Annotated in this window: 20 protein-coding genes; 7 read left to right on the forward strand and 13 right to left on the reverse strand. The window is 72.0% G+C overall.

What is annotated here, in order from left to right; translation table 11 throughout:
- Position 1 precedes the first annotated feature (1 nt).
- Positions 2 to 475: a hypothetical protein gene (locus O7546_RS27480; RefSeq protein ID WP_269697788.1), complete on the reverse strand. Its 474-nt coding sequence runs from the start codon at positions 473 to 475 to the stop codon at positions 2 to 4.
- Between the two features lie 110 nt (positions 476 to 585).
- On the opposite strand from O7546_RS27480, the gene O7546_RS27485 reads away from it, so the two are divergent.
- On the forward strand, positions 586 to 1,869 hold the full coding sequence (locus O7546_RS27485; RefSeq protein ID WP_194803323.1) for an MFS transporter: 1,284 nt from the start codon (positions 586 to 588) through the stop codon (positions 1,867 to 1,869).
- 57 nt (positions 1,870 to 1,926) lie between these two features.
- Here the strand turns inward: O7546_RS27485 and O7546_RS27490 are convergent, their stop codons facing one another.
- The 3 genes from O7546_RS27490 to O7546_RS27500 all read right to left on the reverse strand — a co-directional run bounded on the left by O7546_RS27490 (position 1,927) and on the right by O7546_RS27500 (position 5,555).
- The gene (locus tag O7546_RS27490; RefSeq protein ID WP_194803322.1) at positions 1,927 to 3,669 is read right to left on the reverse strand and encodes a bifunctional metallophosphatase/5'-nucleotidase; all 1,743 of its coding nucleotides are present in this window, start codon (positions 3,667 to 3,669) and stop codon (positions 1,927 to 1,929) included.
- Positions 3,670 to 4,070: 401 nt separating this feature from the next.
- Positions 4,071 to 4,763, reverse strand: coding sequence for a histone deacetylase (locus tag O7546_RS27495; RefSeq protein WP_281600204.1), 693 nt, complete (start codon positions 4,761 to 4,763; stop codon positions 4,071 to 4,073).
- Positions 4,764 to 4,775: 12 nt separating this feature from the next.
- Complete coding sequence (locus O7546_RS27500; RefSeq protein WP_194803320.1) at positions 4,776 to 5,555, reverse strand: phosphodiesterase; 780 nt, start codon at positions 5,553 to 5,555, stop codon at positions 4,776 to 4,778.
- 178 nt (positions 5,556 to 5,733) lie between these two features.
- On the opposite strand from O7546_RS27500, the gene O7546_RS27505 reads away from it, so the two are divergent.
- Complete coding sequence (locus tag O7546_RS27505; protein WP_281600205.1) at positions 5,734 to 7,191, forward strand: diguanylate cyclase; 1,458 nt, start codon at positions 5,734 to 5,736, stop codon at positions 7,189 to 7,191.
- Positions 7,192 to 7,362: 171 nt separating this feature from the next.
- On the opposite strand, the gene O7546_RS27510 is transcribed toward O7546_RS27505, so the two are convergent.
- Both O7546_RS27510 and O7546_RS27515 read right to left on the reverse strand, forming a co-directional pair.
- Positions 7,363 to 8,424 carry an aspartate-semialdehyde dehydrogenase gene (locus O7546_RS27510; protein ID WP_194803318.1) on the reverse strand — a complete coding sequence of 354 codons (1,062 nt, stop codon included), beginning with the start codon at positions 8,422 to 8,424 and terminating at the stop codon, positions 7,363 to 7,365.
- Between the two features lie 6 nt (positions 8,425 to 8,430).
- The gene (locus tag O7546_RS27515) at positions 8,431 to 9,696 is read right to left on the reverse strand and encodes an aspartate kinase (protein ID WP_135242401.1); all 1,266 of its coding nucleotides are present in this window, start codon (positions 9,694 to 9,696) and stop codon (positions 8,431 to 8,433) included.
- A 238-nt stretch (positions 9,697 to 9,934) separates the two neighbouring features.
- Between O7546_RS27515 and O7546_RS27520 the strand changes: the two genes are divergently transcribed.
- A complete protein-coding gene (locus tag O7546_RS27520) occupies positions 9,935 to 10,696 on the forward strand; it encodes a hypothetical protein (protein WP_281600206.1) in 762 nt (253 codons plus the stop codon).
- Between the two features lie 10 nt (positions 10,697 to 10,706).
- On the opposite strand, the gene O7546_RS27525 is transcribed toward O7546_RS27520, so the two are convergent.
- The gene (locus O7546_RS27525) at positions 10,707 to 11,693 is read right to left on the reverse strand and encodes a DUF5937 family protein (protein WP_281600207.1); all 987 of its coding nucleotides are present in this window, start codon (positions 11,691 to 11,693) and stop codon (positions 10,707 to 10,709) included.
- 71 nt (positions 11,694 to 11,764) lie between these two features.
- Between O7546_RS27525 and O7546_RS27530 the strand changes: the two genes are divergently transcribed.
- Positions 11,765 to 13,039, forward strand: coding sequence for an MFS transporter (locus O7546_RS27530; protein ID WP_281600208.1), 1,275 nt, complete (start codon positions 11,765 to 11,767; stop codon positions 13,037 to 13,039).
- Positions 13,040 to 13,277: 238 nt separating this feature from the next.
- Positions 13,278 to 15,023, forward strand: a complete 1,746-nt coding sequence (gene leuA / locus O7546_RS27535; protein ID WP_194803315.1) for a 2-isopropylmalate synthase — start codon at positions 13,278 to 13,280, stop codon at positions 15,021 to 15,023.
- Positions 15,024 to 15,047: 24 nt separating this feature from the next.
- Here the strand turns inward: leuA and O7546_RS27540 are convergent, their stop codons facing one another.
- Positions 15,048 to 16,487, reverse strand: coding sequence for an MFS transporter (locus tag O7546_RS27540; RefSeq protein ID WP_194803314.1), 1,440 nt, complete (start codon positions 16,485 to 16,487; stop codon positions 15,048 to 15,050).
- A 108-nt stretch (positions 16,488 to 16,595) separates the two neighbouring features.
- Between O7546_RS27540 and O7546_RS27545 the strand changes: the two genes are divergently transcribed.
- Both O7546_RS27545 and O7546_RS27550 read left to right on the forward strand, forming a co-directional pair.
- The gene (locus O7546_RS27545) at positions 16,596 to 17,255 is read left to right on the forward strand and encodes an HNH endonuclease family protein (protein ID WP_013474959.1); all 660 of its coding nucleotides are present in this window, start codon (positions 16,596 to 16,598) and stop codon (positions 17,253 to 17,255) included.
- Complete coding sequence (locus O7546_RS27550) at positions 17,237 to 17,689, forward strand: hypothetical protein (RefSeq protein WP_194803313.1); 453 nt, start codon at positions 17,237 to 17,239, stop codon at positions 17,687 to 17,689. Before O7546_RS27545 ends, O7546_RS27550 begins: the two co-directional genes overlap by 19 nt.
- Before the next feature lie 54 nt (positions 17,690 to 17,743).
- On the opposite strand, the gene O7546_RS27555 is transcribed toward O7546_RS27550, so the two are convergent.
- From O7546_RS27555 to O7546_RS27575, 5 genes are all read right to left on the reverse strand, one after another.
- On the reverse strand, positions 17,744 to 18,847 hold the full coding sequence (locus tag O7546_RS27555) for an oligopeptide/dipeptide ABC transporter ATP-binding protein (protein WP_194803312.1): 1,104 nt from the start codon (positions 18,845 to 18,847) through the stop codon (positions 17,744 to 17,746).
- The gene (locus O7546_RS27560; RefSeq protein WP_194803311.1) at positions 18,844 to 19,959 is read right to left on the reverse strand and encodes an ABC transporter ATP-binding protein; all 1,116 of its coding nucleotides are present in this window, start codon (positions 19,957 to 19,959) and stop codon (positions 18,844 to 18,846) included. The genes O7546_RS27555 and O7546_RS27560 overlap by 4 nt, the downstream gene beginning before the upstream one ends.
- Positions 19,960 to 19,966: 7 nt before the next feature.
- Complete coding sequence (locus O7546_RS27565; RefSeq protein WP_194803310.1) at positions 19,967 to 20,935, reverse strand: ABC transporter permease; 969 nt, start codon at positions 20,933 to 20,935, stop codon at positions 19,967 to 19,969.
- Positions 20,932 to 21,936 (reverse strand): ABC transporter permease, encoded by a 1,005-nt coding sequence (locus O7546_RS27570; RefSeq protein ID WP_194803309.1) that lies wholly within the window; start codon positions 21,934 to 21,936, stop codon positions 20,932 to 20,934. The genes O7546_RS27565 and O7546_RS27570 overlap by 4 nt, the downstream gene beginning before the upstream one ends.
- Positions 21,937 to 22,014: 78 nt before the next feature.
- The gene (locus tag O7546_RS27575) at positions 22,015 to 23,676 is read right to left on the reverse strand and encodes an ABC transporter substrate-binding protein (protein ID WP_194803308.1); all 1,662 of its coding nucleotides are present in this window, start codon (positions 23,674 to 23,676) and stop codon (positions 22,015 to 22,017) included.
- Positions 23,677 to 23,950 lie beyond the last annotated feature (274 nt).

The following is a 23,950-nucleotide window of genomic DNA, read 5'->3' on the forward strand; positions in this document are numbered from 1 at the left end:
GTCAGTCGTGCATCTCCGTCCGCGCCACCTCGGCGAACGCGGCCGTCAGGTACTCGGCGAACGGCCGCCCGTTGACCGACAGCAGGTCGGCCACCAGCAGCGGCGCGTGCCGGGCGATCGCCGCCGGGTCGGGCGGGTTCTCGTCGTCACCCGGGTCGTAGACGCCGAGCGCTCCGGCCAGCAGCACCAGCAGCACGTGCGGGTCGACGTCGGGCCACCAGGTCGCCGCCGACCGGACGCACTGCTCGAGCACCTGCCGTACGTCGTCGCCGTCGAGTCCGTCCGGGTGCCCCTCCTCCAGCAGCAGCCGGACCACGCCGCCGAGCACCAGCCCGGACCGGTCGGCGGCGGCCAGCCGCTCGACGGCCGGGGCGTACGCCTCGGCGTCGTGGGCCTGCGCGGCGCTCACCGCGTCGGTGGCCGTCTCGGCGATCTCGCGAGCCGGAGCGGGCAGGTGCCGCCAGGTCGTCGTCACCGGGTCAGCATGGCAGAGCACGTGTGCTCGCTCACCCTCCGGCCCGGCGACCGCGTGTGTAAGGGGTAAACGGGTCGCGGTCGTCGTACCCGCCGAACAGAATCCCTGCCATGCTGCGCCGCGCCCTGCCCGCCCGTCCCGAAGCCCGCCGGATCCTGCTCGGCACGTTGTTCTCCGCTGTCGGGCGCGGCCTCACCCTGCCGTTCCTGTTCATCTACCTCACCGACGTACGCGGCCTGACCGACACCCGGGCCGGGTTGGTGATCGGCTGGTTCGGCGCTGTCACGCTGGCTCTCTCGCCGCTGGCCGGCACGTTCATCGACCGGTTCGGCGCGCGCCGGGTGGTGCTGCCCTGCCTGGTGATCGAGGCGATCGGCACCGGCTCGCTGGCGCTCGTCGACTCGACCGCGTCGGCGTTCGGCGTGATGACGCTGATCGCCGTCGGCAGCTCGGCGATCTGGGCCGGGCAGAACACGATCCTCGCCTCGCTGACCGACGACGGCGAGCGGCAGCGCGTCTTCGGGCTCAACTTCGCGCTGCTCAACCTTGGTATCGGCACCGGCGGCCTGATCTCCGGCGCGGTGGTCGACGTGGCCCGTCCGTTCACCTTCGAGGTGATCTACCTGCTGGACGCGGTGAGCTACCTGACCCCCGCGCTGATCCTGCTCACGCTGCCGCACGTCGGACGCCTTCCGGCCGTGGCCGCCGGCGCGAAGGCTGACGACCGGAGGACCGGCGGCTACCTCACGGTGCTGCGGGACCGGCCGTTCCGCCGCCTGGTCGTCTTCGGCCTGGTGCTCACCACCTGCGGGTACGCGCAGATCGAGGTGGGCTTCGCGGCGTACTCGGTCCGGGTGGTCGAGGTGACGCCCCGGGTGGTGGCGTGGGCGCTGGCCGCGAACACCGTGATGATCGTGCTCTCCCAGTTGCTGGTGATCCGGCGGCTGGAGGGGCGCAGCCGTACCCGTGCACTCGCCACCGTCGGCGCTGTCTTCGCCGGCGCGTGGCTGGTGCTCGGCGCGGCGGGGGTGGTGGGCAGCGGCAACGCGGTGCTCGCGGCGCTCGGCGTGGTGGCCTGCTCGGCGATCTTCGGGTTCGGCGAGACGATGCTGTCGCCGGTCATGCCCGCGCTCACCAACGCGCTCGCCACCGACGAGCTTCGCGGCCGGTACAACGCGATGAGCTCGATGATCTTCGGAATCAGCGGTGTGGTCGGCCCGGTCACCGCCGGCCCGCTGATCGGCGCGGCGAACGGCCGGGTCTGGGTGGCTGTGGTGGTGGGCGGCTGCCTGGCCGCCTCGGTGCTCGCGCTGTCGCTGCGTCCGCTGCTCACCGCCGCACAGGACGGCCGCCTGACGGCCACCGAGGCACCCGAGCCGGCCCGGGTCGGCTGACACGCGAACGGGCCCCGGAGCGAACGCTCCGGGGCCCGTCGGCGGTGCGGTCGGCCGTCAGCCGGCCGCGACCTCGGTGGTCGTGCGGATCCGGTCCAGCGCCGGCGGGGAGACCGGCGACTTCTCGGTCAGGTACGCGGTGAAGGCGTCCAGGTCGATCTGGCCGGTCACCGCGTTGGTGCCGCCGGTCAGGACGCTGAAGCCGTCGCCGCCACCGGCGAGGAAGTTGTTCACGGTGACCCGGTAGGTGGCGGTGTCAGTCACCGGGGTGCCGTTGATGGTGAGGCTGCCCCGGACCACGCGGGTGCCGGCGCACGGGGTGCCGGCCGGCGCGGTGGTGCCGTTGACGTCGACGACGTAGTTGACGGTCGAGGACGCGTAGAGCACGCGCGCCACCGTGAACTGCTGCTCCAGCATGCAGTAGAGCTGCGCGCCGGTCAGGTCGAGCGTCACCAGGTTGTTGGCGAACGGCTGCACGGTGAACGCCTCGGCGTAGGTGACCGGGCCGGCGTCGAGGTCGGCGCGGACGCCACCGGGGTTCATGAACGCGGCGACCGCGTTCTGCTCGGTGTCGGTGGCGGCGAGTTGCGCGTCGGCGATCACGTTGCCCAGCGGCGACTCACCGGTCTGGTACGTCGGCTTGCCGTTGACGTCGACCCCGGTCTGGTACAGGTTCTCCTGGGTCTTGGTGATCGCGGCGGTGGTCTCGCCGACGACCCGGTCGGCCACCGGGCCGAGCGCGGTCTTGTACCGGTTGATCAGGTCGGTCGAGGGCTGGTCCGGCTTGACGTCCCGGGTGACCACCACGTTGTTGGCGGATGCGCTCACCACGTCGCGGGTACGCGGGTCGATCTTCAGGTCGATCTGGGTGACCAGGCGGCCGAACGAGCTGGCGCTGGTGACCAGCTTGTTGTTGATGTTGCAGTTGTACGCGGCGTGGGTGTGCCCGCTGACGATCACGTCGATGGACGGGTCCATCCGGTTGGCGATGTCGACGATCGGGCCGCTGAAGCCGGTGCAGTCGTTGATGCCGCCGCCGTTCTGCACGCCGCCCTCGTGCAGCAGCACGACGATGCTCTTGACCCCGAGCAGGCGCAGGATCTTGGCGTACTTGTTGGCGGTGTCGGCCTCGTCGGTGAACCGCAGCCCGGCGACGCCCTGCTGGCTGACGATGTTCGGGGTGCCCTCAAGCGTCATCCCGATGAAGCCGATCGGGACACCCTTGACAATCTTGATGCCGAACGGCTGCATCAGCGGCAGGCCGGTGGAGGTCTTGAAGGCGTTCGCCGAGAGGTACGAGAACTTGGCGCCGCCGAACGGGGTGCCGTCGGCGCAGCCGTCCACCGGGTGGCAGCCGCCGCGCTGCATGCGCAGCAGCTCGGCCGCGCCCTCGTCGAACTCGTGGTTGCCGACGCTCGCGAACTCCAGCCCGGCGAGGTTCATCTCCTCGATGGTGGGCTCGTCGTGGAACGCGGCGGACAGCAGCGGCGAGGCGCCGATCAGGTCACCGGCGGCGACGGTGACGGTGCCCTTGCCCTGCTTCTTGGCCTCGGCGCGCATCGACTTCAGGTGGCTGGCCAGGTATTCCGCGCCACCGGCCAGTTGGCCGTCGATGCTGCCGCTGGAACCGGTCGGCGGCTCCAGGTTGCCGTGGAAGTCGTTGATCGCGAGCAACTGGACGTCGACCGGCTTCGGGCGGGCCTCGGCCTGGTCGGGGGTGACGGCGACAGCGGTGAACGCGGTCGCGGCGAGTGCGGCCAGGCCGACGGCGGCCCGGCGTCGCATCCCGGTGACGGACATGGAACTCCTCGTGAGATGCCGGTATGTGGCGTCCGGGCGATGGTGCGCCCGGCGACCCTGGTCCGTGCCGTGACAGGTGTCGATCGCGGAGGGCGGTACTCGGGGGAACGCCGCCCCGCCGGGGTAGCTTCTCATCCACCGGCCGCCAGGTCGAACGGGGTGGCATCAGGAATCGTCGCTGCCTCGGGCGGCCCGCACCGGTCTGCCGGACGAGTCGGACATGACGGTCAGGTGAAATTCCGCGCGGCGCACGCTGCCGGTGCCCGCCGCCGTCGAAGGCGCCGGCTCCCAGGGACAGGGAGCCGGCGCCGACGCTCATGTCACGCGGAATTCGTTGCGCTGGCAACCGTCCTTGCCGGAATCACCTCCTGCCGGACACCCATCGCGGACCGAACGGTCGTTCATGTACGACGGCCCGGCATATCGAGCGAACTGTCCGAACTCGACTCACTGCCGGGTGTGCCGGTTGGAAACCCGCTGTGGGCGGCGGCGACCAGCCTGCGCAACGCGTGCCGGGTCCACCGCCCGGCCACCCCCGGCCGGCCCGCCAGGTAGCCGACGGTCTGCGCGGCGTCCCAGCCGTGCGCCTCGCGCAGCCCGCGCGCCAGCATTCCGAGGTAGATCGGCGCGGGCCGGGTCCACCGCACCTCCACCGCCCGGTGCGGCGCGGTGAACGTGAGCATCGGCAGGCCCTCGTGGACGCCGACGCGCAGCAGCGTCTCGTAGCGGCCCGGCCCGAGCCTCGCCCGCCCGGTCTCGACCGCCGCGAGGATCCCGGCCAGGTCGGCGCCGGGCGGCCGGTACATCTCCTGCGCGGCGATGTCCGCGAACTGCTCGACTGTCACCAGGTAGCCGCGCGCCGCCGCCCGCCCGGGCAGCAGCGGGTCGTAGAACGCCATGCCGCCGGTCCAGGCCCGCGACTCGCCGGCGAAGTAGACGCCGCCGTCAATCAGCACCGGAACCGTCCGGCGTGGCGGCCGGCGGTCCCGGCAGCCGGGGTACGTGCGCAGCCCGCCCGGTGGACACCCGCCACGCAGATACCAGTCGAGCCGCGCGGCGTACAGGTTCGAGCCGTACGCGACGTACCAGAGCATCGGCGGCGCGACTCAGAACCAGCAGGTGCGCCCGGCGGCGTGGCTGACCTGGACGGTGTGCGTCACGCAGCCGCCGCCGGCGATCAGGTGCAGCAGGAAGGCTGTGGGCTCGGCGACGAACCCCGGCTCCTCCTCCTCGGTCATGCTGAGGCTCACCTGGATCCAGGTGCTCGGCGCGGTGGTCAGCACCGTACCGGCGAACGCGCTCGTCACCTGACGGTGCAGGTGACCCGCGGCGACGCGTACGACATGGGGGTGACGGCCGACCACGGCGGCGAGCGCGTCGGCGTCGGCGAGGCCCATCGCGTCCATGCCCGGCACGCCCACGGCGACCGGCGGATGGTGCAGGCACACGACGGCGGGCGCGTCGGTGCGCCCGGCGAGCACCCCGTCCAGCCAGGCGAGCTGCTCGTCGCCGAGCCGCCCGCCGGGGCTGCCCGGGGTGAGCGAGTCGAGCACCACGAGCGTCGCGTCCGGCAGGTCGACGTGGTAGTGCGCCGAGAAGCCACCGGCCAGGTAGGGGGTGCCGCCGAACGTGTCGAGCAGCGACTCGCGGTCGTCGTGGTTGCCGGTCACCAGGTGCACAGGCAGCGGGAACGCGCCGACGATCTCGCGCAGGGCGAGGTATTCGTCCGGGCGGCCGTTGGCGGTGAGATCACCGGTGATCACCACGCAGTCGGGCCGGGGCCGCAGCGCGAGCACCGTGCCGAGCGCCCGGTGCAGCCCGGACGCCGGGTCGGCCGCGAGCGGGCCGGTGGTCACGTGCGGGTCGCTGAGCTGGGCGATGAGCATCGGCCGCCTCCTCGGGTGCCCGGGCCTTCACGCTATCGCCGCGCGGCCTCCCCGCGCAGGCCCGATTCTGCCCACAGGCTGCGTCCACAGCCTGTGGATAGCACATGTGTACGAAGGTCGGTGGCGGTTGCGCTGAGTACGCTTGATCGCGACCCGACCCCCTCCGAGCAGGAACGACGTGGACCACGAGCGAGTCCTCCGCGACGTCACGGTGCGCCTCCCCACGGCGTCGACCGTCCCGGAGGCGTGCCAGTGGACCGTCGCCGCGCTCGCCCGGCACACCCCGGCGACCGCCACCGTCCTGCTGCGCGTCCACGACCGTCTGCGCTGCGTCGCCGCGACCGGTGCCTGGCAGGTCTTCTCGCACGTGCCGGCCACCGCCGACGGCGCCCCGCCGGGCCGCCACCGGCCCGAACCCTCTGTGGTGCGGCGGGTCTACGCCTCCGGGATCACCGCCGCCGTGCCCGACGTCGGCGCCGACCCCGACTACCTCGAGGTCCGCCCGGACGTCACCGCCGAACTCTGCGTGCCGGTACGCGACCCGGACGGCCGTCCGATCGGGGTGCTCGACCTCCAGTGGAGCGAGCCGGTCGTGCTCGCGGCGTGGCGGGAGACAGCAGAACTGGTGGCCGACCGCCTCGGCGGGCGGATCGCCGCGCTCGGCGGGCCGCCGGCCGAGAGCCGCAGCGAGAAGCTGCTCCGGCACGCCGCCGCGTTCACCGCCGCGCCGACCGACTGGGACCTGATGACCGCCGCGCTCGCCGCGGCCCGGGACGTGTCGGCGCTCTCCGCCGCCGTGCTGGTGCTCACCGGCCGGCGCGGCCCGCACCTCGGCGCGCCCACCGGCACCCCGGGCGACCTGGAGGCACGGATCCGGGCCGAGCTGGACGAGGCCGGACCGGTAGCGCTGGACCGCATGATCGACCGGGCCCACCGGTACGGCTCGGCGTACACGCTGGGCGAGGCGGGCCACCCGCCCACCGACGAGTACCTGCCGCTGACCCGGGCCGGCGCGCGCACGCTGGTGGCGGTGCCGGTCGGCACACCGGCCTCCGGTGGGGTGCTGCTCGTGGCCGACGAGCAGCGCCTGCGACCCGACCCGACCACTGTCAACCTGATCGAGCTGCTCGCCGGGCAGGCGTGGACCTGCCTGGACCGGCTGCGTACGCTCGCCCGGCTGCGCGAGCAGGCCAGCTCGGACCCGCTCACCGGCCTGCGGCACACCGGCCCGTTCGGGCAGCGGATCGCCACCGCGACGCCGGGGCGTACCGCGCTGCTGGCGATCGACGTGGACGGGTTCAAGGACGTCAACGACACGTACGGCCACCAGGCCGGCGACCGGCTGCTGGTGGGGCTGGCCCGGGCCCTCGAGGGCGCGTTGCGCCAGGGCGACGAGCTGTACCGGACCGGCGGCGACGAGTTCGTGGCGGTGATCGAGGTGAGCCGCCCGGAGGAGGCGGTCCGGATCGCCGAACGGCTCACCGAGGCGGCCCGCCGTACCGGCCGGACGATCAGCGTCGGCGTCGCCCTGCCGCGACCCGGCGAGTCCCCCGAGCGCACCCTGCACCGAGCCGACCAGGCCCTCTACGCGGTGAAGCGCCACGGCCGAGACGGAGTCCACCTCTCCGCCGCCTGACCCACCCCGCCCTCTCCCCGCCTCCCCCCTCTCCCAGCCGTCGATCATGGAGTTGGCGGTGACAAATCGGGCGGTGATTGCCGTCAACTTCATGATCGACGGGCTCTGGGCGGGCGCGGCGCGGAGGCGCGGGGCGGGGGCGGGGGCGGGGGCGGGGGCGGGGGCGGGGCTTTATGGGCGGGTCAGGTCCTTGGCCAGGAGTTCGGCTATCTGGGCGGTGTTGAGGGCGGCGCCCTTGCGGAGGTTGTCGCCTGTCACGAACAGGTCGAGGGCTCTCGGGTCGTCGACCGCTCGGCGGATGCGGCCCACCCACGACGGGTCGGTGCCGACCGCGTCGATCGGCATCGGGAACTCCCCGGCCGCCGGGTCGTCGACCAGGATCACGCCCGGCGCGTTGCGCAGCACCTCGCGGGCACCCTCGGCGTCCACCTCGGTGGCGAAGACCGCGTGCACGGCGACCGAGTGACCGGTCACCACCGGTACCCGTACGCAGGTGGCGGACACCTTGAGGTCGGGCAGCCCGAGGATCTTGCGCGACTCGTTGCGCAGCTTCATCTCCTCCGACGACCAGCCGCCGTCTGCCAGCGAGCCCGCCCACGGGACGACGTTGAGCGCCAGCGGCGCCGGGAACGGACCCAGCTCGTCACCGACCGCCTGTCGCACGTCACCGGCCCGGGAACCGAGCACCCGATCGCCGGCGATCTTGCCGAGCTGGAGGTGCAGCGCGTCCACACCGGCCTGACCCGCCCCGGAGACCGCCTGGTACGACGCGAGCACCAGCTCGCGCAGGCCGTACTCGCGGTGCAGCGGCGCGACCGCCACGATCATCGCCAGCGTGGTGCAGTTGGCGTTGGCGATGATCCCCTTGGGCCGGTTGCGTACCTGCTCGGGGTTGATCTCGGGGACCACGAGCGGGACGTCGCGGTCCATCCGGAACGCGCCGGAGTTGTCCACCACCACCGCGCCGCGCGCGGCGGCGACCGGGGCCCACTGCGCGGAGACGTCGTCCGGCACGTCGAACATCGCCACGTCGACGCCGTCGAGCGCGTCGGCGGTGAGCGCCTGGACGGTCAGTTCCTCGCCCCGGCACTGCATGCGCCGGCCGGCCGACCGCTCGGAGGCGAGCAGCCGGATCTCGCCCCACACGTTGCGCCGGGAGGAGAGGATCTGGCACATCACCGTACCGACGGCACCTGTCGCCCCGACCACGGCGAGGGTGGGCAGCGACGCCACGGCGCGTTACCGCCCGGTGCCGGCGTAGACGACGGCTTCGGTGTCACCACCCAGCTCGAAGGCGTCGTGGATGGCGCGGACCGCCTTGTCCAGGTCGGTGTCGCGGCAGACCACGGAGACCCGGATCTCCGAAGTGGAGATCATCTCGATGTTGACGCCGGCCGCGCCGAGGGCGGCGAAGAAGCCGGCCGCCACGCCCGGGTGCGAGCGCATGCCCGCGCCGATGAGGGACACCTTGCCGACGTGGTCGTCGTACAGCAGGCCCTTGAACTTGACCGACTCCTGAATCTTGCTGAGTGCGGTCATCGCGGTCGGGCCGTCGGCCTTGGGCAGCGTGAACGAGATGTCCGTGCGGCCGGTGCCCTCGGTGGACACGTTCTGCACGATCATGTCGATGTTGATCTCCGCGCCGGCCACGGTGTCGAAGATCGACGCGGCGGCGCCCGGCTCGTCGGGCACGCCGACGATCGTGATCTTCGCTTCGCTGCGGTCGTGGGCGACCCCGGTGATCAGTGCCTGTTCCACAGGAAGGTCCTCCATCGATCCGGTGACCATCGTGCCGGTGTTGGTCGAGTATGACGAACGGACGTGGATCGGCAAGCCCGCGCGCCGCGCGTACTCGACGCTGCGCAGATGCAGCACCTTCGCGCCGCAGGCGGCCAGCTCCAGCATCTCCTCGTAGGTGATCTGCTTGATGTGCCGGGCGTTCGGCACGATGCGCGGGTCGGCGCTGAAGATGCCGTCCACGTCGGTGTAGATCTCGCAGACGTCCGCCTCCAGCGCGGCGGCGAGCGCCACTGCGGTGGTGTCCGAGCCGCCCCGCCCGAGCGTGGTCACGTCCTTGGTGTCCTGCGAGACGCCCTGGAAACCGGCGACGATGACCACCGCGCCCTCGTCCAGCGCGCCCTTGAGCCGCCCCGGGGTCACGTCGATGATCCGGGCCCGGCCGTGCACCGAGGTGGTGATCACGCCGGCCTGGGAACCGGTGAACGAGCGGGCTTCGTACCCCAGGTTGTGGATGGCCATGGCGAGCAGCGCCATGGAGATCCGCTCCCCGGCGGTGAGCAGCATGTCCAGCTCGCGGCCCGGCGGCAGCGGGCTGACCTGGTTGGCCAGGTCGAGCAGCTCGTCGGTGGTGTCACCCATGGCGGACACCACCACCACCACGTCGTCGCCGGCCTTGCGCGCGGCCACGATGCGCTCGGCCACCCGCTTGATCCGCTCGGCGTTGGCGACGGAGGACCCGCCGTACTTCTGCACCACGAGTGCCACGACGGTGCACTCCCTCCCAGCGACGACCCTGAGCGTGCCGACGCCGCCGGCGCTCTCGGTCCGGCGGCGCGTGTCAGACCGCCTCAGCCTATCGGGCGGCCCGCGACGCCGGGTCGGGTGATCCCACCATCCGGCCCCGGCGTGGGGCGGCTCACCAGCCCGGAAGGACGCGACACGCCAAGCGGTACAGCCGTACGGTGGGCTGACCTGGACCCTCCCCACGACGCAGAATGAGCCGGTGCACGCTCATCGACGTGCGGCCCGCCTGACCGGCGTGCTCGCGCTCACCCTGCCGGTACTGCTGGCCGCCTGCGACGGCGGCAACCCCGAGGCGGCGCCCACCGGCACCGCCGACCCGGTCCCGGTGCAGGTCGACGCCGCCCGCGAGGAACTGGCCGGGCTGGCCGCCGCGGCGCAGGACCGCCACCTCACCGCCACGTACGCGTTCACCCCCGCCGAGGGCACGCCCCGCACGGTTGCCTTCACCAGCGCCAACGACGGCAGCTGGCGGGTCGACGTGCCCGGCTGGGGACACGCCGGCACGGTGGACGTCTCGCTCGCCGGCACCTTGGACGGGCTGTTCCAGTGCGCGCTGCCCTCGGCCGGCTGGACCCAGGCGGCGACCTGCGTGCGCCTCGGCGACGCCGACGACGCCGTGCCGCGCCGGCTCGACCCCCGGGTACAGCACCCGTTCACCGACTGGCTGGAGGTGCTGACCGACAGGCGCGCGCCGCTCGCGGTCTCCCCCGCCGAGCCGCTGCCCGGCACCGGCGGCCCGTGCTACACGGTCGACAGCACCTCGGCGTCGCTGAACGCGCCGCTCGACGTGGGTATCTACTGCTTCCGGGAGGACGGCACACCGGCGGCGGTACGGGCCGGGTTCGGCACGCTGACGCTGACCGGCGAGCCCGGCGCCGCGCCGGGCACCGTCGAGCTGGCCGGCGCGGTGACCGACGGCGAGCCGGTCAGCCGGGACGCCCCGAGCCCCGGCACGCCCTGACGCGTCCCGCTCAGCAGCCCCGCGCCGCGCGGAGCAACGCGGCACCCACCTCGCTGTTGCGGTAGAGCACGTGCCGCCCGGCCCGGGACCGGGTGACCAGACCGGCGGCGTGCAGCGCGGAGAGGTGCTGGGACACGTTCCCGGCGGACAGCCCGGTGAGCCGGGCGAGGTCCGTGGTGGTCGTCGCCGCGTCGAGCAGGTTCAGCAGGGCGGCCCGGCCGCCGCCGACCACCCGGGCGAGCGCGTCGCCGGCCGGTTCAGGTCCGCGTTCCCACAGCGTCCCGACCGCCCGCACCGGGTACGCCGCGGCGGGCAACGAGTCCTCCAGCAGGTTCCACAGCACCCGCTGGCGGCTGAACACGCTCGGGTTCAACGCCAGCCCTCGCCCCCGCAGGTCGAAGTCCCGCTCGAACGGGTCGTCGCTGACCACCCGGTCGCCGAGCCACCGCAGGTCGGGGTGGAGCCGCTCGAACAGCTTCCCCGTCCCGCCCTCGGCGAGCTGGGCCGCTCGATACGCGACGTCGGCGTCGAGCACCGCCCGCATCCGCGGCCAGTCCGGGGCGATCGCCTCGTCGTACCAGACCCGCATCGCCTCGACGAGCCGCGGCAACAGCTCGGCCGGGTCGGCGAGCAACGCCCGCCCGAACGGGCGCAGCGGCCCGCTCGGCGTGGTCGCCAGCAGGTCCCGGACCACCACGTCGGGCGGCGTCGCGGCGATCTGGTCGAGCTGGCCGTCCATCTCCACCCCCGGGCGGGCCGCCGGGGTGAGGAAGTCGGGCAGCCAGCGGCGCGGCAGGGTGAGATGCACCAGCGGAGCGACGCGCTCGGCCACCTCCGGGCGGCGCAGCGTCGCCCGGGCCCGGTCGATCCACGGCAGGTGCACCGGATAGCGGGCCGGAGCGGCGAGCGCCCACATGCTCATGACCGTCTCGTTGGCCGGCGACAAACCGAACCGGACGCCCGCGACGTCGGCCGGCGTGAACCGCAACTCGGACATGCGCACCCCCCGATTCGGCTCAGCCTAAAAGGCTCGACCGGCACGTGGGGGGCACGATCTGCTCATCGGTCATGGGAGCCAGAGAGAGCATCCGCACCGCCGTCCGCGACGTCGTACCGCCGGCCGGGCTGACCCGCGTCCTGGCCGTGCAGGCGATGGTCTACGCCGTCGGCACCGGACTGTTCCAGGCGGGCAGCGCCGTCTTCTTCACCCGGGCGCTCGGGCTGAGTCCGGCCCAGGTGGGTCTCGGCCTCTCCCTCGCCGCCGGCGCGTCCCTGCTCGGCACCGTGCCGCTGGGCGGGCTCACCGACCGGTACGGGCCGCAGCGGGTGTGGATCGTCTGCCTGTTGCTGGACGCGGCGCTGTTCGCGGCGTACCCGTTCGTCGGCGGCTTCGCCGGGTTCCTCGCGGTGGTGATCGCGCTGGCCGTGACGGGCGCGGCGACCGGCGTGGCCCGCCAGGGCTACTCGATAAACGTGCTGCGCCCGGAGGAACGGGTCACCGCGATGGCCTACCAGCGCTCCTCGCTGAACGTCGGCTTCGGGATCGGCGCGCTGATCAGCGGCCTGGTGCTGGCCGTCGACACGATCTGGGCGTACCGCGGGATGGTCTGGTTCATCGCCGCGGTCTTCCTGGTGACCGCCGGTTTCGTCCGCCGGCTGCCCCGGCTGCCGGAGGTGACCCGCACGGCCGAGCCGATGAGCCGGCTGGCGGTGCTGCGGGACCGGCCGTTCATGACCGTCGCGCTGCTCTCCGGGCTGCTCACCGCGCACCAGACGCTCTACCTGACGGTGATGCCGCTGTGGATCCTCACCCACACCGACGCGCCGAAGACGATCATCGCCGCGCTGGTGCTGCTCAACACCGTGCTGATCGTGCTGTTCCAGGTACGCGCCAGCCGGGGCGCGGACGACGCGGCGGGCGCGGCCCGGGCGTCCCGTCGGGGCGCGGTTCTGATCGCCCTGTTCTGCCTGGTCCTGCCGATTTCCGGCGCGACCCGGGGAGCGCTCACCGTGGTCGCGCTGGTGGCCGCCGCGACGCTGCTCATCCTGGCGGAGCTGATCGAGTCGGCGGGCGCCTGGGGACTCACCGCCACGCTACCGCCCGCCGCCCAGCGCGGCGCGTACGTCGGCGCGTTCGGGCTCGGCTCCCAGTTGCAGTTCCTGATCGCTCCGGCCGGGCTGACCGCGCTCGGCGTGAGCACCGGCGGCTGGGGCTGGTACCCGGCCGCGGCGATCTTCATCCTGGTCGGACTGGCGATCGTGCCCGCGGTGACCCGGGCGGAACTGACGCCTCGGCTACCGGGCGTGGCGAAGCCCTCCGACTCCGTGACTCTGGTCCCATAGTCCGGACCAGCCTTCCCACCGCCCGTCCCACCACGTAGGGTGACCTTGTCATGTGGCGCGCGTACCTTCTCCTTGGCTGCCGCGACGAGGCCTGACCGGCCGGCACCTCGTCGCGGAGTAGAAACGCGCCGTCCAGCACATCCGATCTTCTTCTCGGCACCGCCGCGCACCGTCGCCCGGCAACTCGCCGACACCTTTCCGATCTGCTGACGCCACATGTTCCAGGGAGCACTCCGAGATGGCTCAACCTGTCACCGAGACCGATCCGTTCGCCCGCCAGCGCCCCAGCCGGATGCCGGTCCACCGCTACGTTCCGTACGACCGTGAGTTCGGCGTCGACCTGCCGGACCGCGCCTGGCCGACCCGCCGCGTCGAGGCCGCGCCCCGCTGGTGCGCAGTCGACCTCCGCGACGGCAACCAGGCCCTGATCGACCCGATGTCGCCCGAGCGCAAGCGCCGGATGTTCCAGCTGCTGGTGCAGATGGGCTACAAGGAGATCGAGGTCGGCTTCCCGTCGGCGAGCCAGACCGACTACGACTTCGTACGGCAGCTGATCGAGCAGGACCTGATTCCCGAGGACGTCACCATCCAGGTGCTGACCCAGTGCCGGGAGCACCTGATCGAGCGGACCTTCGAGTCGCTGCGCGGCGCCCGCCGGGCCATCGTGCACTTCTACAACTCCACCTCGACGCTGCAGCGCCGGGTGGTCTTCGGTCTGGACCGCGACGGCATCACCGACATCGCCACGCAGGGCGCGCGGCTGTGCCAGAAGTACGCGGAGATCCACACCCCGGACACCGACATCCACTACGAGTACTCGCCGGAGTCGTACACGGGCACCGAGCTGGAGTACGCGCTGGAGGTCTGCTCGGCGGTCATCGACGTGATCGACCCGACGCCGGACCGGAAGCTGATCATCAACCTGCCGGCCACCGTCGAGATGGCGATGCCGAACGTCTACGCCGACTCGATCGAGTGGATGCACCGGCGCCTGCCCCGGCGGGACAGCCTGGTGCTGAGCCTGCACCCGCACAACGACCGGGGCACCGGCGTGGCGGCCGCCGAGCTGGGCCTGCTGGCCGGCGCCGACCGGATCGAGGGCTGCCTGTTCGGCAACGGCGAGCGCACCGGCAACGTCGACCTGGTGACGCTGGGCCTGAACATGTTCTCCCAGGGCATCGACCCGATGATCGACTTCTCGAACATCGACGAGATCAAGCGCGCCGTCGAGTACTGCAACCAGCTGCCGGTGCACGAGCGCCACCCGTACGCGGGCGACCTGGTCTACACCGCGTTCTCCGGCTCGCACCAGGACGCGATCAACAAGGGCTTCGCCGCGCTGAACGCCGACGCGACGGCGGCCGGGGTGCCGGTCGACGACTTCACCTGGGCCGTCCCCTACCTGCCGATCGACCCGAAGGACCTGGGCCGCACCTACGAGGCGGTCATCCGGGTCAACTCGCAGTCCGGCAAGGGCGGCGTCGCGTACATCATGAAGACCGAGCACCAGCTCGACCTGCCCCGCCGCCTCCAGATCGAGTTCTCCGGCGTGGTGCAGCAGGTCACCGACCACGACGGTGGCGAGGTCGAGCCGGGCGCCATGTGGGAGATCTTCGCCCGCAACTACCTGGTCGACCACCAGGTCGACCCGGCCGTGAAGCTGGCCGACTACACCATCGGCACCGTCGACGGCAAGGTCGAGATCGACGCCCGCGTCGGCTTCGGCGGCGAGACCCGCGCGCTCACCGCCGTCGGCAACGGCCCGATCGACGCGTACGTCAACGCGTTGCAGTCCCTGGGCGTGGCGGTACGGGTGCTCGACTACCACGAGCACGCGCTGTCCTCCGGTGGGGACGCGCAGGCCGCCGCGTACGTCGAGTGCGAGGTGGACGGCCGTACGGTGTGGGGCGTCGGGGTGGACGCCAACATCGTCACCGCCTCGATCAAGGCGGTCACGAGCGCGGTGAACCGCACCCGCGCCTGATTCCGGCGACGCGGGGGCCCGGCTTCAGGCCGGGCCCCCGCGCTGCTTCGGCGGGCGGTGAATCAGCACGGCGGCGAGCACCGCGCCGGCGAGCAGCAGCCCCGCGCACCACGCCAGCGCCCCCCGGTACGCGTCGGCGAGCGCGCCCTTCTGCTCGTACCCGGTGCCCGACAGCCCCACCAGCAGCGGCAACGCGGCCACCGCGAGCAGGCCACCGGCCCGGGAGGCGGCGTTGTTGAAGCCGCTCGCCACCCCGGCGAACCGGTCCGAGACGGCGCCGAGCACCGACGTGGTCAGCGGCGCCACCACGAGCGTGAGCCCGGCGCCGAACAGCGCCACGCCCGGCAGCACGTCCACCCAGTACGACGCACCCGGCCCCACCCGCCGCAACAGCAGCAGGCCCACGGCGGCGATCACCGGGCCGACGGTGAGCGGCAGCCGGGGGCCGATGCGGGCCGACAGCGCGCCGGCGCGCGGCGAACCGACCAGCAGCAGCACCGTCATCGGCACCGTGGCCAGGCCGGTGAGCAGCGCCGACCAGCCGACCACGTTCTGCAGGTAGACGGCGAGGAAGAAGGTGAACCCGCCGAGCGCCGCGTACACCACCACGGTGAAGACGTTCAGCACCGAGAACAGCCGGCTGGAGAACAGCCCGGTGGGCAGCATCGCGGTGTCACCGCGCCGCCGCTCGACCAGCACGAACACCACCACGGCGACCACCCCGAGCACCGCCGCGACCAGCACCGCCGGGGAGTCCAGGCCGCGCGCCGGCGCGTCGATCAGCGCGTACGTGACGCCGCCGAGCGCGAGCGCGCCGAGCAGCGCACCGGCCACGTCGAACCGACGCCCCTCCCCGGTACGCGACGCCTCCTCGTCCCGGCTCTCCGGTACCCAGCGCAGCGCGGCGAGCACCACGCCGACTGCGAGCGGCAGGTTGACGAAGAAGATCCACCGCCAGGAGAGCGCGTCGATGAGCCATCCGCCGAGCAGCGGGCCGAGCGCGGTGGACACCCCGGACAGTCCGGACCAGGTGCCGATGGCGCGGCCCCTGTCGTCCGGGTGGAAGCTGGCCTGGAGCACGGACAGCGAGCCGGGGGTGAGCAGCGCGCCGCCCGCCCCCTGGAGGAAGCGGGCGGCGACGAGCCAGCCGGTGTCCTGGGCCAGCCCGCAGAGCACCGACGCGACCGCGAACCAGACCACGCCGAGCAGGAAGACGCGCCGCCGGCCGAACCGGTCGCCGAGCGCGCCGCCGAGCAGCACGAACGCGGCGAGCATGAGCAGGTAGCCGTTCACGGTCCACTGCAGACCGGCGACTGTGGCGTCGAGTTCGGCGCCGAGGCGCGGCAACGCGACGTTCACCACGGTGCTGTCGAGGAACACCATGCCGGAGGCGAGGATCGCGGCGAGCAGTGTGCCGCGTCCGGCGGCGGAGCCGGTACGCAGCGCGGGAGCGGGTGCGGTCACGTCTCACCACTCTGCCCGCCGCCCATCCTCGACGCCACGAATCGCGGAAACCGCCGCCGGGTACTGTGCGGACTCGCCCGGAGCACGCAAGCTGGAGAGGTGTCGTCTGTGCGTACGAGATCAGGAGCCCGAGCCGGGCTGGCGGCCGCGCTGAGCGCGGTGCTCGCCCTCGGCGTGGCCGGCTGCGACGTGTCGGTCACCGAGCCGGAGGCGCCACCGAGCGCCGCCGGGAACGTCAACAAGCAGCTCGGTGAGCTCACAGTGGCCACGGCCGGGTCGATGAAGGGCTACAGCCGTTCCCGCTTCCCGCACTGGCGCGGCACCGGCAAGAACTGCGACGTACGCGACAGCGTGCTGCAACGCGACGGCGAGGGCATCAAGCTGTCCGGCTGCAACGTGGTGGGCGGCCGGTGGGAGAGCGTCTACGACGGTGTGGTGCTCAACGATCCGTCGGACGTGGACATCGACCACACCGTGCCGCTGGCCGCCGCGTGGCGGTCGGGTGCGGACGAGTGGGACGACTCGAAGCGCGGCGACTTCGCCAACGACCTGACCCGGCCGCAGCTCATCGCGGTTTCGGCGCGGTCCAACCGGGCAAAGGGTGACCAGGATCCGTCCCAGTGGAAGCCGCCGAACCGGTCGTCCTGGTGTCAGTACGCGGCGGACTGGGTGACGGTCAAGCACTACTGGCGGCTGACTGTGACAAGTGCCGAGAAGGCCGCTCTCACCGACATGCTGGAGGGCTGCACATGGGCGAGCAAACCGTGACCGGGCCGGACGCCACACCGGCCCCGGCGGCAGGCGGCGCACCGGCCCCGGAGTCCGCACCCGCCGGTCCGGCCTCGGCCGGGATGACGGCGGACGGCCGGCAGCCGGCGTCCGCCGACGTGGCCGGGGCGGGCATGACCGCCGACGCGGTGCCGGGTGCTCCGGCCGGGGGCGCGCCGGCCGGTCCGTCGGACCGCAGCACCGACATCACCGCCGGTCCGGGCGGGGTCATGACGGACGAGGTGGGCGTGGTGACCGGCGAGTTGACGCTGCGCACCGAGCACGCCGACGGCCGGGTGACGTTGCGGGTGCAGTACAAGGACGCCGACGAGTGGTACGCGGTCACCGGCGGTTCCGCGCCGCTGGCCGACCCGGCCGCGCTGGACGCCGTGCACACGATCGCGGTGGGCCTGCTCAACCGCCCCGAGGGCTGACCGACGGACAAGCGCGTCCCCAACCCGGGTCGGGTGGGGACGCGCTTCGTCGTGTCAGACGTACGAGCCGGGCTCGCTCGGCGCGGAGACCACGCCCGGCTCCTCGCCCTCGCCCTCCGGCCGGGTGATCTTCGCGGTCACCTCGTGCGGGCGCAGCTCGCCGGCGGCGATCTGCTCGGCCCAGTGGCAGGCCACCCGGCTGGCGCCGATCTGGCGCAGTTCCGGCCGCTCGTCGGCGCAGCGGGTCGGCTGCGCCCACGGGCAGCGGGTGTGGAACCGGCAGCCCGACGGCGGGTTCGCCGGCGAGGGCAGGTCACCGGCGAGCAGGATACGCTCACGCCGGTCCTCCACGTCCGGGTCCGGCACCGGCACCGCCGACATCAGCGCCCTGGTGTACGGGTGCATCGGCTCGGTGTAGAGCCGGTCGCTCGGCGCCTCCTCCACCAGCGCGCCCAGGTACATCACGCCGACGATGTCGGAGATGTGCCGCACCACGGCCAGGTCGTGCGCGATGACCAGGTAGGTCAGGCCGAGGCTGTCCTGGAGTTCGTCGAGCAGGTTGACCACCTGCGCCTGGATCGACACGTCCAGCGCGGAGACCGGCTCGTCGGCGACGATCAGCTCCGGGCCGAGCACCAGGGCGCGCGCGATACCGATGCGCTGGCGCTGGCCGCCGGAGAACTCGTGCGGGTAGCGGGACAGCGCCCACTTGGGCAGGCCCACCGCGTCGAGCGTCTCGCCGATGATCCGCCGCCGGTCGTCCCGGTTGGCGCCGATGCCGTGGGTCTGGAGGCCCTCGGTCAGGATCGACTCGACGTTCTGCCGGGGGTCCAGGCTGGACATCGGATCCTGGAAGATCATCTGCATCCGGCGGCGCATCGCGCGCAGCTTGCCGGCCGGGAGCGTGGTCAGCTCGACGCCGTCGAACTTCACCTCGCCGCTGGTCGGCGGGTTGAGCTGGAGCAGCGCCCGGCCCAGCGTGGACTTGCCGCAGCCCGACTCGCCCACCAGCCCGTACGTCTTGCCGCGCGGAATGCTCAGGTCGACCCCGTCGACCGCCTTGACGTGCCCGACGGTCCGGTCGAAGAGCACACCCCGGCGGATCGGGAAGTGCACCTTCAGGTCGCGGACCTCGACGAGGATGTCGTTGTCGCTCATGGGGTCTCCTCCTCGCGCGGAGCCGGTCCGAAGCCGGGCACGGCGGGCGGGTCGGCCGGTTCGGCCTGGGCCGGCACCGCACCCGGTTCGGTGGTCGTCGGCGCGGTCGCGCGGGCGTCCGCCTCCGGGGTCAGGCCGGGAACCGGCACCGGGTTGACGCAGCGGTAGCTGCGGGCGTCGTGGGTGATCACCAGCTCCGGCGGCTCGCCCACGCAGGCGTCGACGCGGCGGGCGCAGCGCGGGGCGAACGCGCAGCCGTCCGGCCAGGGCAGCACGTCGCGCACCGAGCCGGGGATGGGGTTGAGCCGTTCACCGCGGCCGGCGTCCAGGCGCGGCACCGAACCGAGCAACCCCTCGGTGTACGGATGCCGGGGCTGGCGGAACAGCGGACGGCGGGTGGCCGTCTCCACCACCCGGCCGGCGTAGAGCACGTTGATGGTGTCGCACATGCCGGCGACCACGCCCAGGTCGTGGGTGATCATCACCAGTGCGGTGCCGGAGTCCCGGACCAGGTCCTTCAGCAGCTCCAGGATCTGCGCCTGGATGGTGACGTCGAGCGCGGTGGTCGGCTCGTCGGCGATCAGCAGTCGGGGCTGGCAGGCGACAGCCATGGCGATCAGCGCCCGCTGCCGCATGCCACCGGAGAGCTGGTGCGGGTATTCCTTGAGCCGGCGCCGCGGGTCCGGGATGCCCACCCGGTCGAGCAGGGCGGCCGCCTCCTTGGTGGCCGCCTCGCCCTTCATGCCCCGGTGCCGGGCCAGCACCTCGGTCACCTGGAGCCCGATCGGGATGACCGGGTTCAGCGAGGACAGTGGGTCCTGGAAGATCATCGCCACGTCCCGGCCGCGGATGTCGCGGCGCGACCGGTCGTCGAGCTGGAGCAGGTCGGTGCCGTCGAAGACGGCCTTGCCGCCCACGCGCAGGCCCGGCTGCTTGGGCAGCAGGCCCATGATCGCCAGCGACGTGACGCTCTTGCCGCAGCCGGACTCGCCGACCAGGCCGACCACCTCGCCGGCGTCGACCGAGAAGGACACCCCGTCCACCGCGTGCACGGTGCGCTGCCCACGACGGGCGAACGTGACGGAGAGGTCGTCCACTTCGAGCAGTGCCATTTCCGACCTACTTCCGCAGCTTCGGATCGAGGGCCTCGCGCATCGCCTCACCGAGCAGGGTGAACCCCAGCGCGGTGATGATGATGCCGAGCGCCGGATAGATCGCCAGGCCCGGCCGGATGCCCAGGTACGGCTGCGCGTCGGCGAGCATGACGCCCCACTCCGGGATGGCCGAGTCGGGGTTGCCGAGACCGAGGAAGGACAGCGCGGCCGCCTCGATGATCGCGGTGGCCAGCGTCAGCGTGGCCTGCACGATGACCGGGGCGATCGAGTTCGGCACCACGTGGGTGAGGGCGATCTTGGACCGCTTCACGCCCAGCGACGTCGCGGCCAGCACGTAGTCGCTGTTGGCCTGCGCGATCATCGAGCCGCGCAGCAGCCGGGCGAAGATCGGCACCGACACCACACCGACGGCGATCATCACGGTGGTGAGGCTGGCGCCGAGCAGCGCCGCGATGCTCACCGCGAGCAGCAGGCTCGGCATGGCCAGCAGCATGTCGATGAAGCGCATCAGGGTGGTGTCGATCCAGCGGCCCCAGCGCCCGCCGAGGCCGGCCGCGGCACCGGCGACGCCGCCGATCAGCGCGCCGACCGCGAGGCCGATCAGGGTGGAGACGACGCCGACGAGCAGCGTCTGCCGGGCCCCGACGATGAGCCGGCTGAACTCGTCCCGGCCCTGGTGGTCGAAGCCGAGCCAGTGGTCGGCGGAGGCACCCGGGATGATGCCCTGGCCGGACTTGACCAGACCCTCGCGGATGCCGATGGAGTCGGTCGGGCTGTACGGGACGAGGAACGGCCCGATGACCGCGACCAGGACGAAGACCGCCAGGATGACCACGCCGATGACGGCCGCCGGGTTGCGCCGCAGGCGGCGGAACGCCTCCTTCCAGAGGCTCACCCCCTGCTCGTCGTCGCGGGCGGACAGCTCGGCGAGCCGGTCGATCTTCTCGCGCTTCTTTCCTCCGGTGATGGTCATCGCACCCTCACCCTCGGGTCGATCACGCTGTAGGAGAGGTCGACCAGGAGATTCACCAGCACGTACACCACCGCAATGATCATGATGAAGCCCATCAGCACCGGGTAGTCGCGCTGGCTGATCGACTCGGCGACGAACGCGCCGATGCCACTGAACGCGAACACGGTCTCGGTGAGCACCGCGCCGGAGAGCAGGAGACCGGTCTGGAGACCGATCGAGGTGGCCACCGGCAGCATGGCGTTACGCAGCACGTGCCGGCGGCGGACGGTCCGTTCGGTCAGGCCCTTGGCCTCGGCGGTGCGGACGAAGTCCTCGTTCAACACCTCCAGCACGCTGGCCCGGGTGATCCGGACGATGATCGCGAGCGGGATGCTGGCGAGCGCGATACCGGGCAGCACGAGGTGCCAGAGCGCGTCGGCGGCGGCGTCCCACTCGCGGGTCATGAGCCCGTCGAGGACGAAGAAGTTGGTGACCCGGGTCGCCCCGATGGTCGGGTCCTGCCGGCCGCTGGAGGGGAACCAGCCCAGGTTCTCCGCGAAGATCGCCTTGAGCACGTACGCCAGGAAGAAGACCGGGATGCAGATGCCGATGAGCGATCCGCCGACCGAGGCGTGGTCGAGGAACCGGCCCCGGCGGCGGGCGGCCAGGTAGCCGAGCGGGATGCCGATGCCGACCGCGAGGATCATGGCCATGATCGTCAGTTCGACGGTGCCGGGGAACCGTTCCACGAACTCCGTGGTGACCGCCCGCTTCGTACCGGTCGAGGTGCCCAGGTCGAGCCGGATCATCCGCCGCAGGAAGCGCGCGTACTGGACCAGGATCGGCTCGTCGAGGCCGAGGTTGCGCCGGATGGCGGCGCGCGTCTCGGGCGTGCCCCGTTCACCGAGGATCGCGGTCTCGGGCCCGCCGGGAAGTCGGTGGAGCCAGATGAACAGCAGGACGGAGAGCCCGAACAGCGTGGGTATCAGCTGTAGCAGGCGTCTGATGATGAACCGGAACACGGGCGCCTCGGAGGGTGTGCGGAGGGGTGCGGGCGGGCGCTGTGGTCACAGCGCCCGCCCGCGTACGGTGCCTTCAGATCACTTGAACTCTGCGGTCGCGTACCGCTCGTCGGTGAGCGGGCTCGCCTTGATCCCGGTCACGTCCTTGCCGAACACGATCGCCGGCGGGGAGTGCGAGATCGGCACACCCGGCAGGAAGTCCATGATCGACTTGTTCAGTGCCTTGTACTTCTCCGTACGGGCCGCCGCGTCGGCGGTGGTGTCGGCGTCCTTGAACTGCGCGAAGAGCGCGGGGTTGTTGAAGCCCCACTCGTCCTTCGGGCGGTCGAAGAAGGTGCCGATGAAGTTGTACGCGTCGCCGTAGTCACCGGTCCAGCCGAGGAAGTGCAGGTCGTGCTTGTTGCCGGAGGTGGTGGCGTTGAGGTAGTCCGGGCTCCACTTCAGCGGGATGGCCTGGACGTTGATGCCGACCGCCTTGAGGTCCGCCGAGAGCAGCTCGAAGATGTCCTTCGGGTTCGGCATGTACGGCCGGGTGACCTCGGTCGGGTAGTGGAACTTCAGCGTCAGGTTCGACGCGCCGGCCTCGGCCAGCAGGGCCTTCGCCTTGGCGGGGTCGTAGTCGTACTTGGTGACGTCGCCGTTCCAGCCCTCGACGGTGTCCGGGAAGAAGTTCATCGCGACCTTGGCGCCCGGGGGCAGCTTCGAGTCGACAAGGGCCTGCCGGTTCAGCGCGTGCGCGATGGCCTGCCGGACCTTCAGGTCGGCCAGCTTCGGGTTCCCCTTCTGGTTGATCGCCAGGTAGAGGATGTTGAAGGCGGGCCGGGTGAGGACGTTGAAGCCCTCCTTCTTCAGCGGCTCCACGTCCGCCGGGCCGACCAGGTCGTAGCCCTGGATGTCACCCGAGCGGAGCGCCTGCTTGCGGGCGTTCTCGTCCGAGATCGTCTTGAAGATGATGGTCTTCAGCTTGGCCTTGTCGCCGTGGTAGTCGTCGTTGCGCTCGATGGTGAGCGTCTTGTTCGCGACGTCCCACGCCTTGAACTTGAACGGGCCGGTGCCGGTCGGGTGCTCCATCGCGTACGCCGGGTACTTGATGTCCTCGGCGGTGCCGGTCACGTTGCTGGCGTCGTACTGCTCCATCGCCTTGGGGCTCTGGATCGAGAACGACGGCAGCATGAGCGCGGCCGGGATCTTGCTGGAGACCCGGGTGAACGCCAGATCCACAGTGGTGGCGTCCTTGGCGGTGCAGGACTTGAAGAGGCTCGGCGGCAGGTCCGGGTTCTCGTTCTTGGCGAACCCGCCCATGACGTCCTGCCAGTACGCGGTCACGTCCGGGCTCTGCATGAGGCCCTTGGCGTTGTACCAGCGGTCGAAGTTGGCGCAGACGGCCTCGGCGTTGAAGTCGGTGCCGTCGTGGAACTTGACGCCCGAGCGGAGCTTGAAGGTCCAGGTCGTGCCCGCCGCATCCGGCGTCCAGGACTCGGCGAGGCCCGGCGTCACCTTGGTGCCGCCCTCCTCCGGACGGACCAGGGTCTCGAAGACCTGGCGCGCCACGCGCAGCGACTCACCGTCGCTGGCGAAGCTGGGGTCGAGCACCTTCGGGTCTCCGGCGACGCCGAAGACGAGGGTGTCCTTCTTGCTATCTCCGGAGCCACTCTCACGGTCGCTCTCGGCGCAGCCTGCAACCGCGAGGGCCGCGACCGCGACGGCCGCGATTGCGACCTTCGGCCTGGATGCACGCATGGTGCTTCACCTCGTCCTTGGGGGTACGGACAACGTGGTGACAGGGTCACCGATGTGCGCAGACCTTAGCCCTCGGGTGGACGGCGCGGAAACGGGCGGGGGGCGGGTTGGTATCGAATCGTGTCTGTTCCGCAACGAGGCATACGAATCGAAGGAGAATCACTTACACTGCCGAGGTTTCGTCGGCCAGAAGGCCGAATTTATTACGTCGATCCGGTCCCGGACGCACGTTCCTGTCAGATCGACGGACATCCCGGTCCGGCCCGGAGACACG

It is taken from the genome of Micromonospora sp. WMMA1976, from assembly GCF_027497335.1.
Taxonomy (GTDB): domain Bacteria; phylum Actinomycetota; class Actinomycetes; order Mycobacteriales; family Micromonosporaceae; genus Micromonospora; species Micromonospora aurantiaca.

Coding starts and splice junctions, on each gene's coding strand:
- O7546_RS27485 (WP_194803323.1), top strand. CDS start 586: ATGCTGCGCCGCGCCCTGCCCGCCCGTCCCGAAGCCCGCCGGATCCTG.
- O7546_RS27490 (WP_194803322.1), bottom strand. CDS start 3,669: ATGTCCGTCACCGGGATGCGACGCCGGGCCGCCGTCGGCCTGGCCGCA.
- O7546_RS27495 (WP_281600204.1), bottom strand. CDS start 4,763: ATGCTCTGGTACGTCGCGTACGGCTCGAACCTGTACGCCGCGCGGCTC.
- O7546_RS27500 (WP_194803320.1), bottom strand. CDS start 5,555: ATGCTCATCGCCCAGCTCAGCGACCCGCACGTGACCACCGGCCCGCTC.
- O7546_RS27525 (WP_281600207.1), bottom strand. CDS start 11,693: ATGTCCGAGTTGCGGTTCACGCCGGCCGACGTCGCGGGCGTCCGGTTC.
- O7546_RS27530 (WP_281600208.1), top strand. CDS start 11,765: ATGGGAGCCAGAGAGAGCATCCGCACCGCCGTCCGCGACGTCGTACCG.
- leuA (WP_194803315.1), top strand. CDS start 13,278: ATGGCTCAACCTGTCACCGAGACCGATCCGTTCGCCCGCCAGCGCCCC.
- O7546_RS27550 (WP_194803313.1), top strand. CDS start 17,237: ATGGGCGAGCAAACCGTGACCGGGCCGGACGCCACACCGGCCCCGGCG.
- O7546_RS27555 (WP_194803312.1), bottom strand. CDS start 18,847: ATGAGCGACAACGACATCCTCGTCGAGGTCCGCGACCTGAAGGTGCAC.
- O7546_RS27560 (WP_194803311.1), bottom strand. CDS start 19,959: ATGGCACTGCTCGAAGTGGACGACCTCTCCGTCACGTTCGCCCGTCGT.
- O7546_RS27565 (WP_194803310.1), bottom strand. CDS start 20,935: ATGACCATCACCGGAGGAAAGAAGCGCGAGAAGATCGACCGGCTCGCC.
- O7546_RS27575 (WP_194803308.1), bottom strand. CDS start 23,676: ATGCGTGCATCCAGGCCGAAGGTCGCAATCGCGGCCGTCGCGGTCGCG.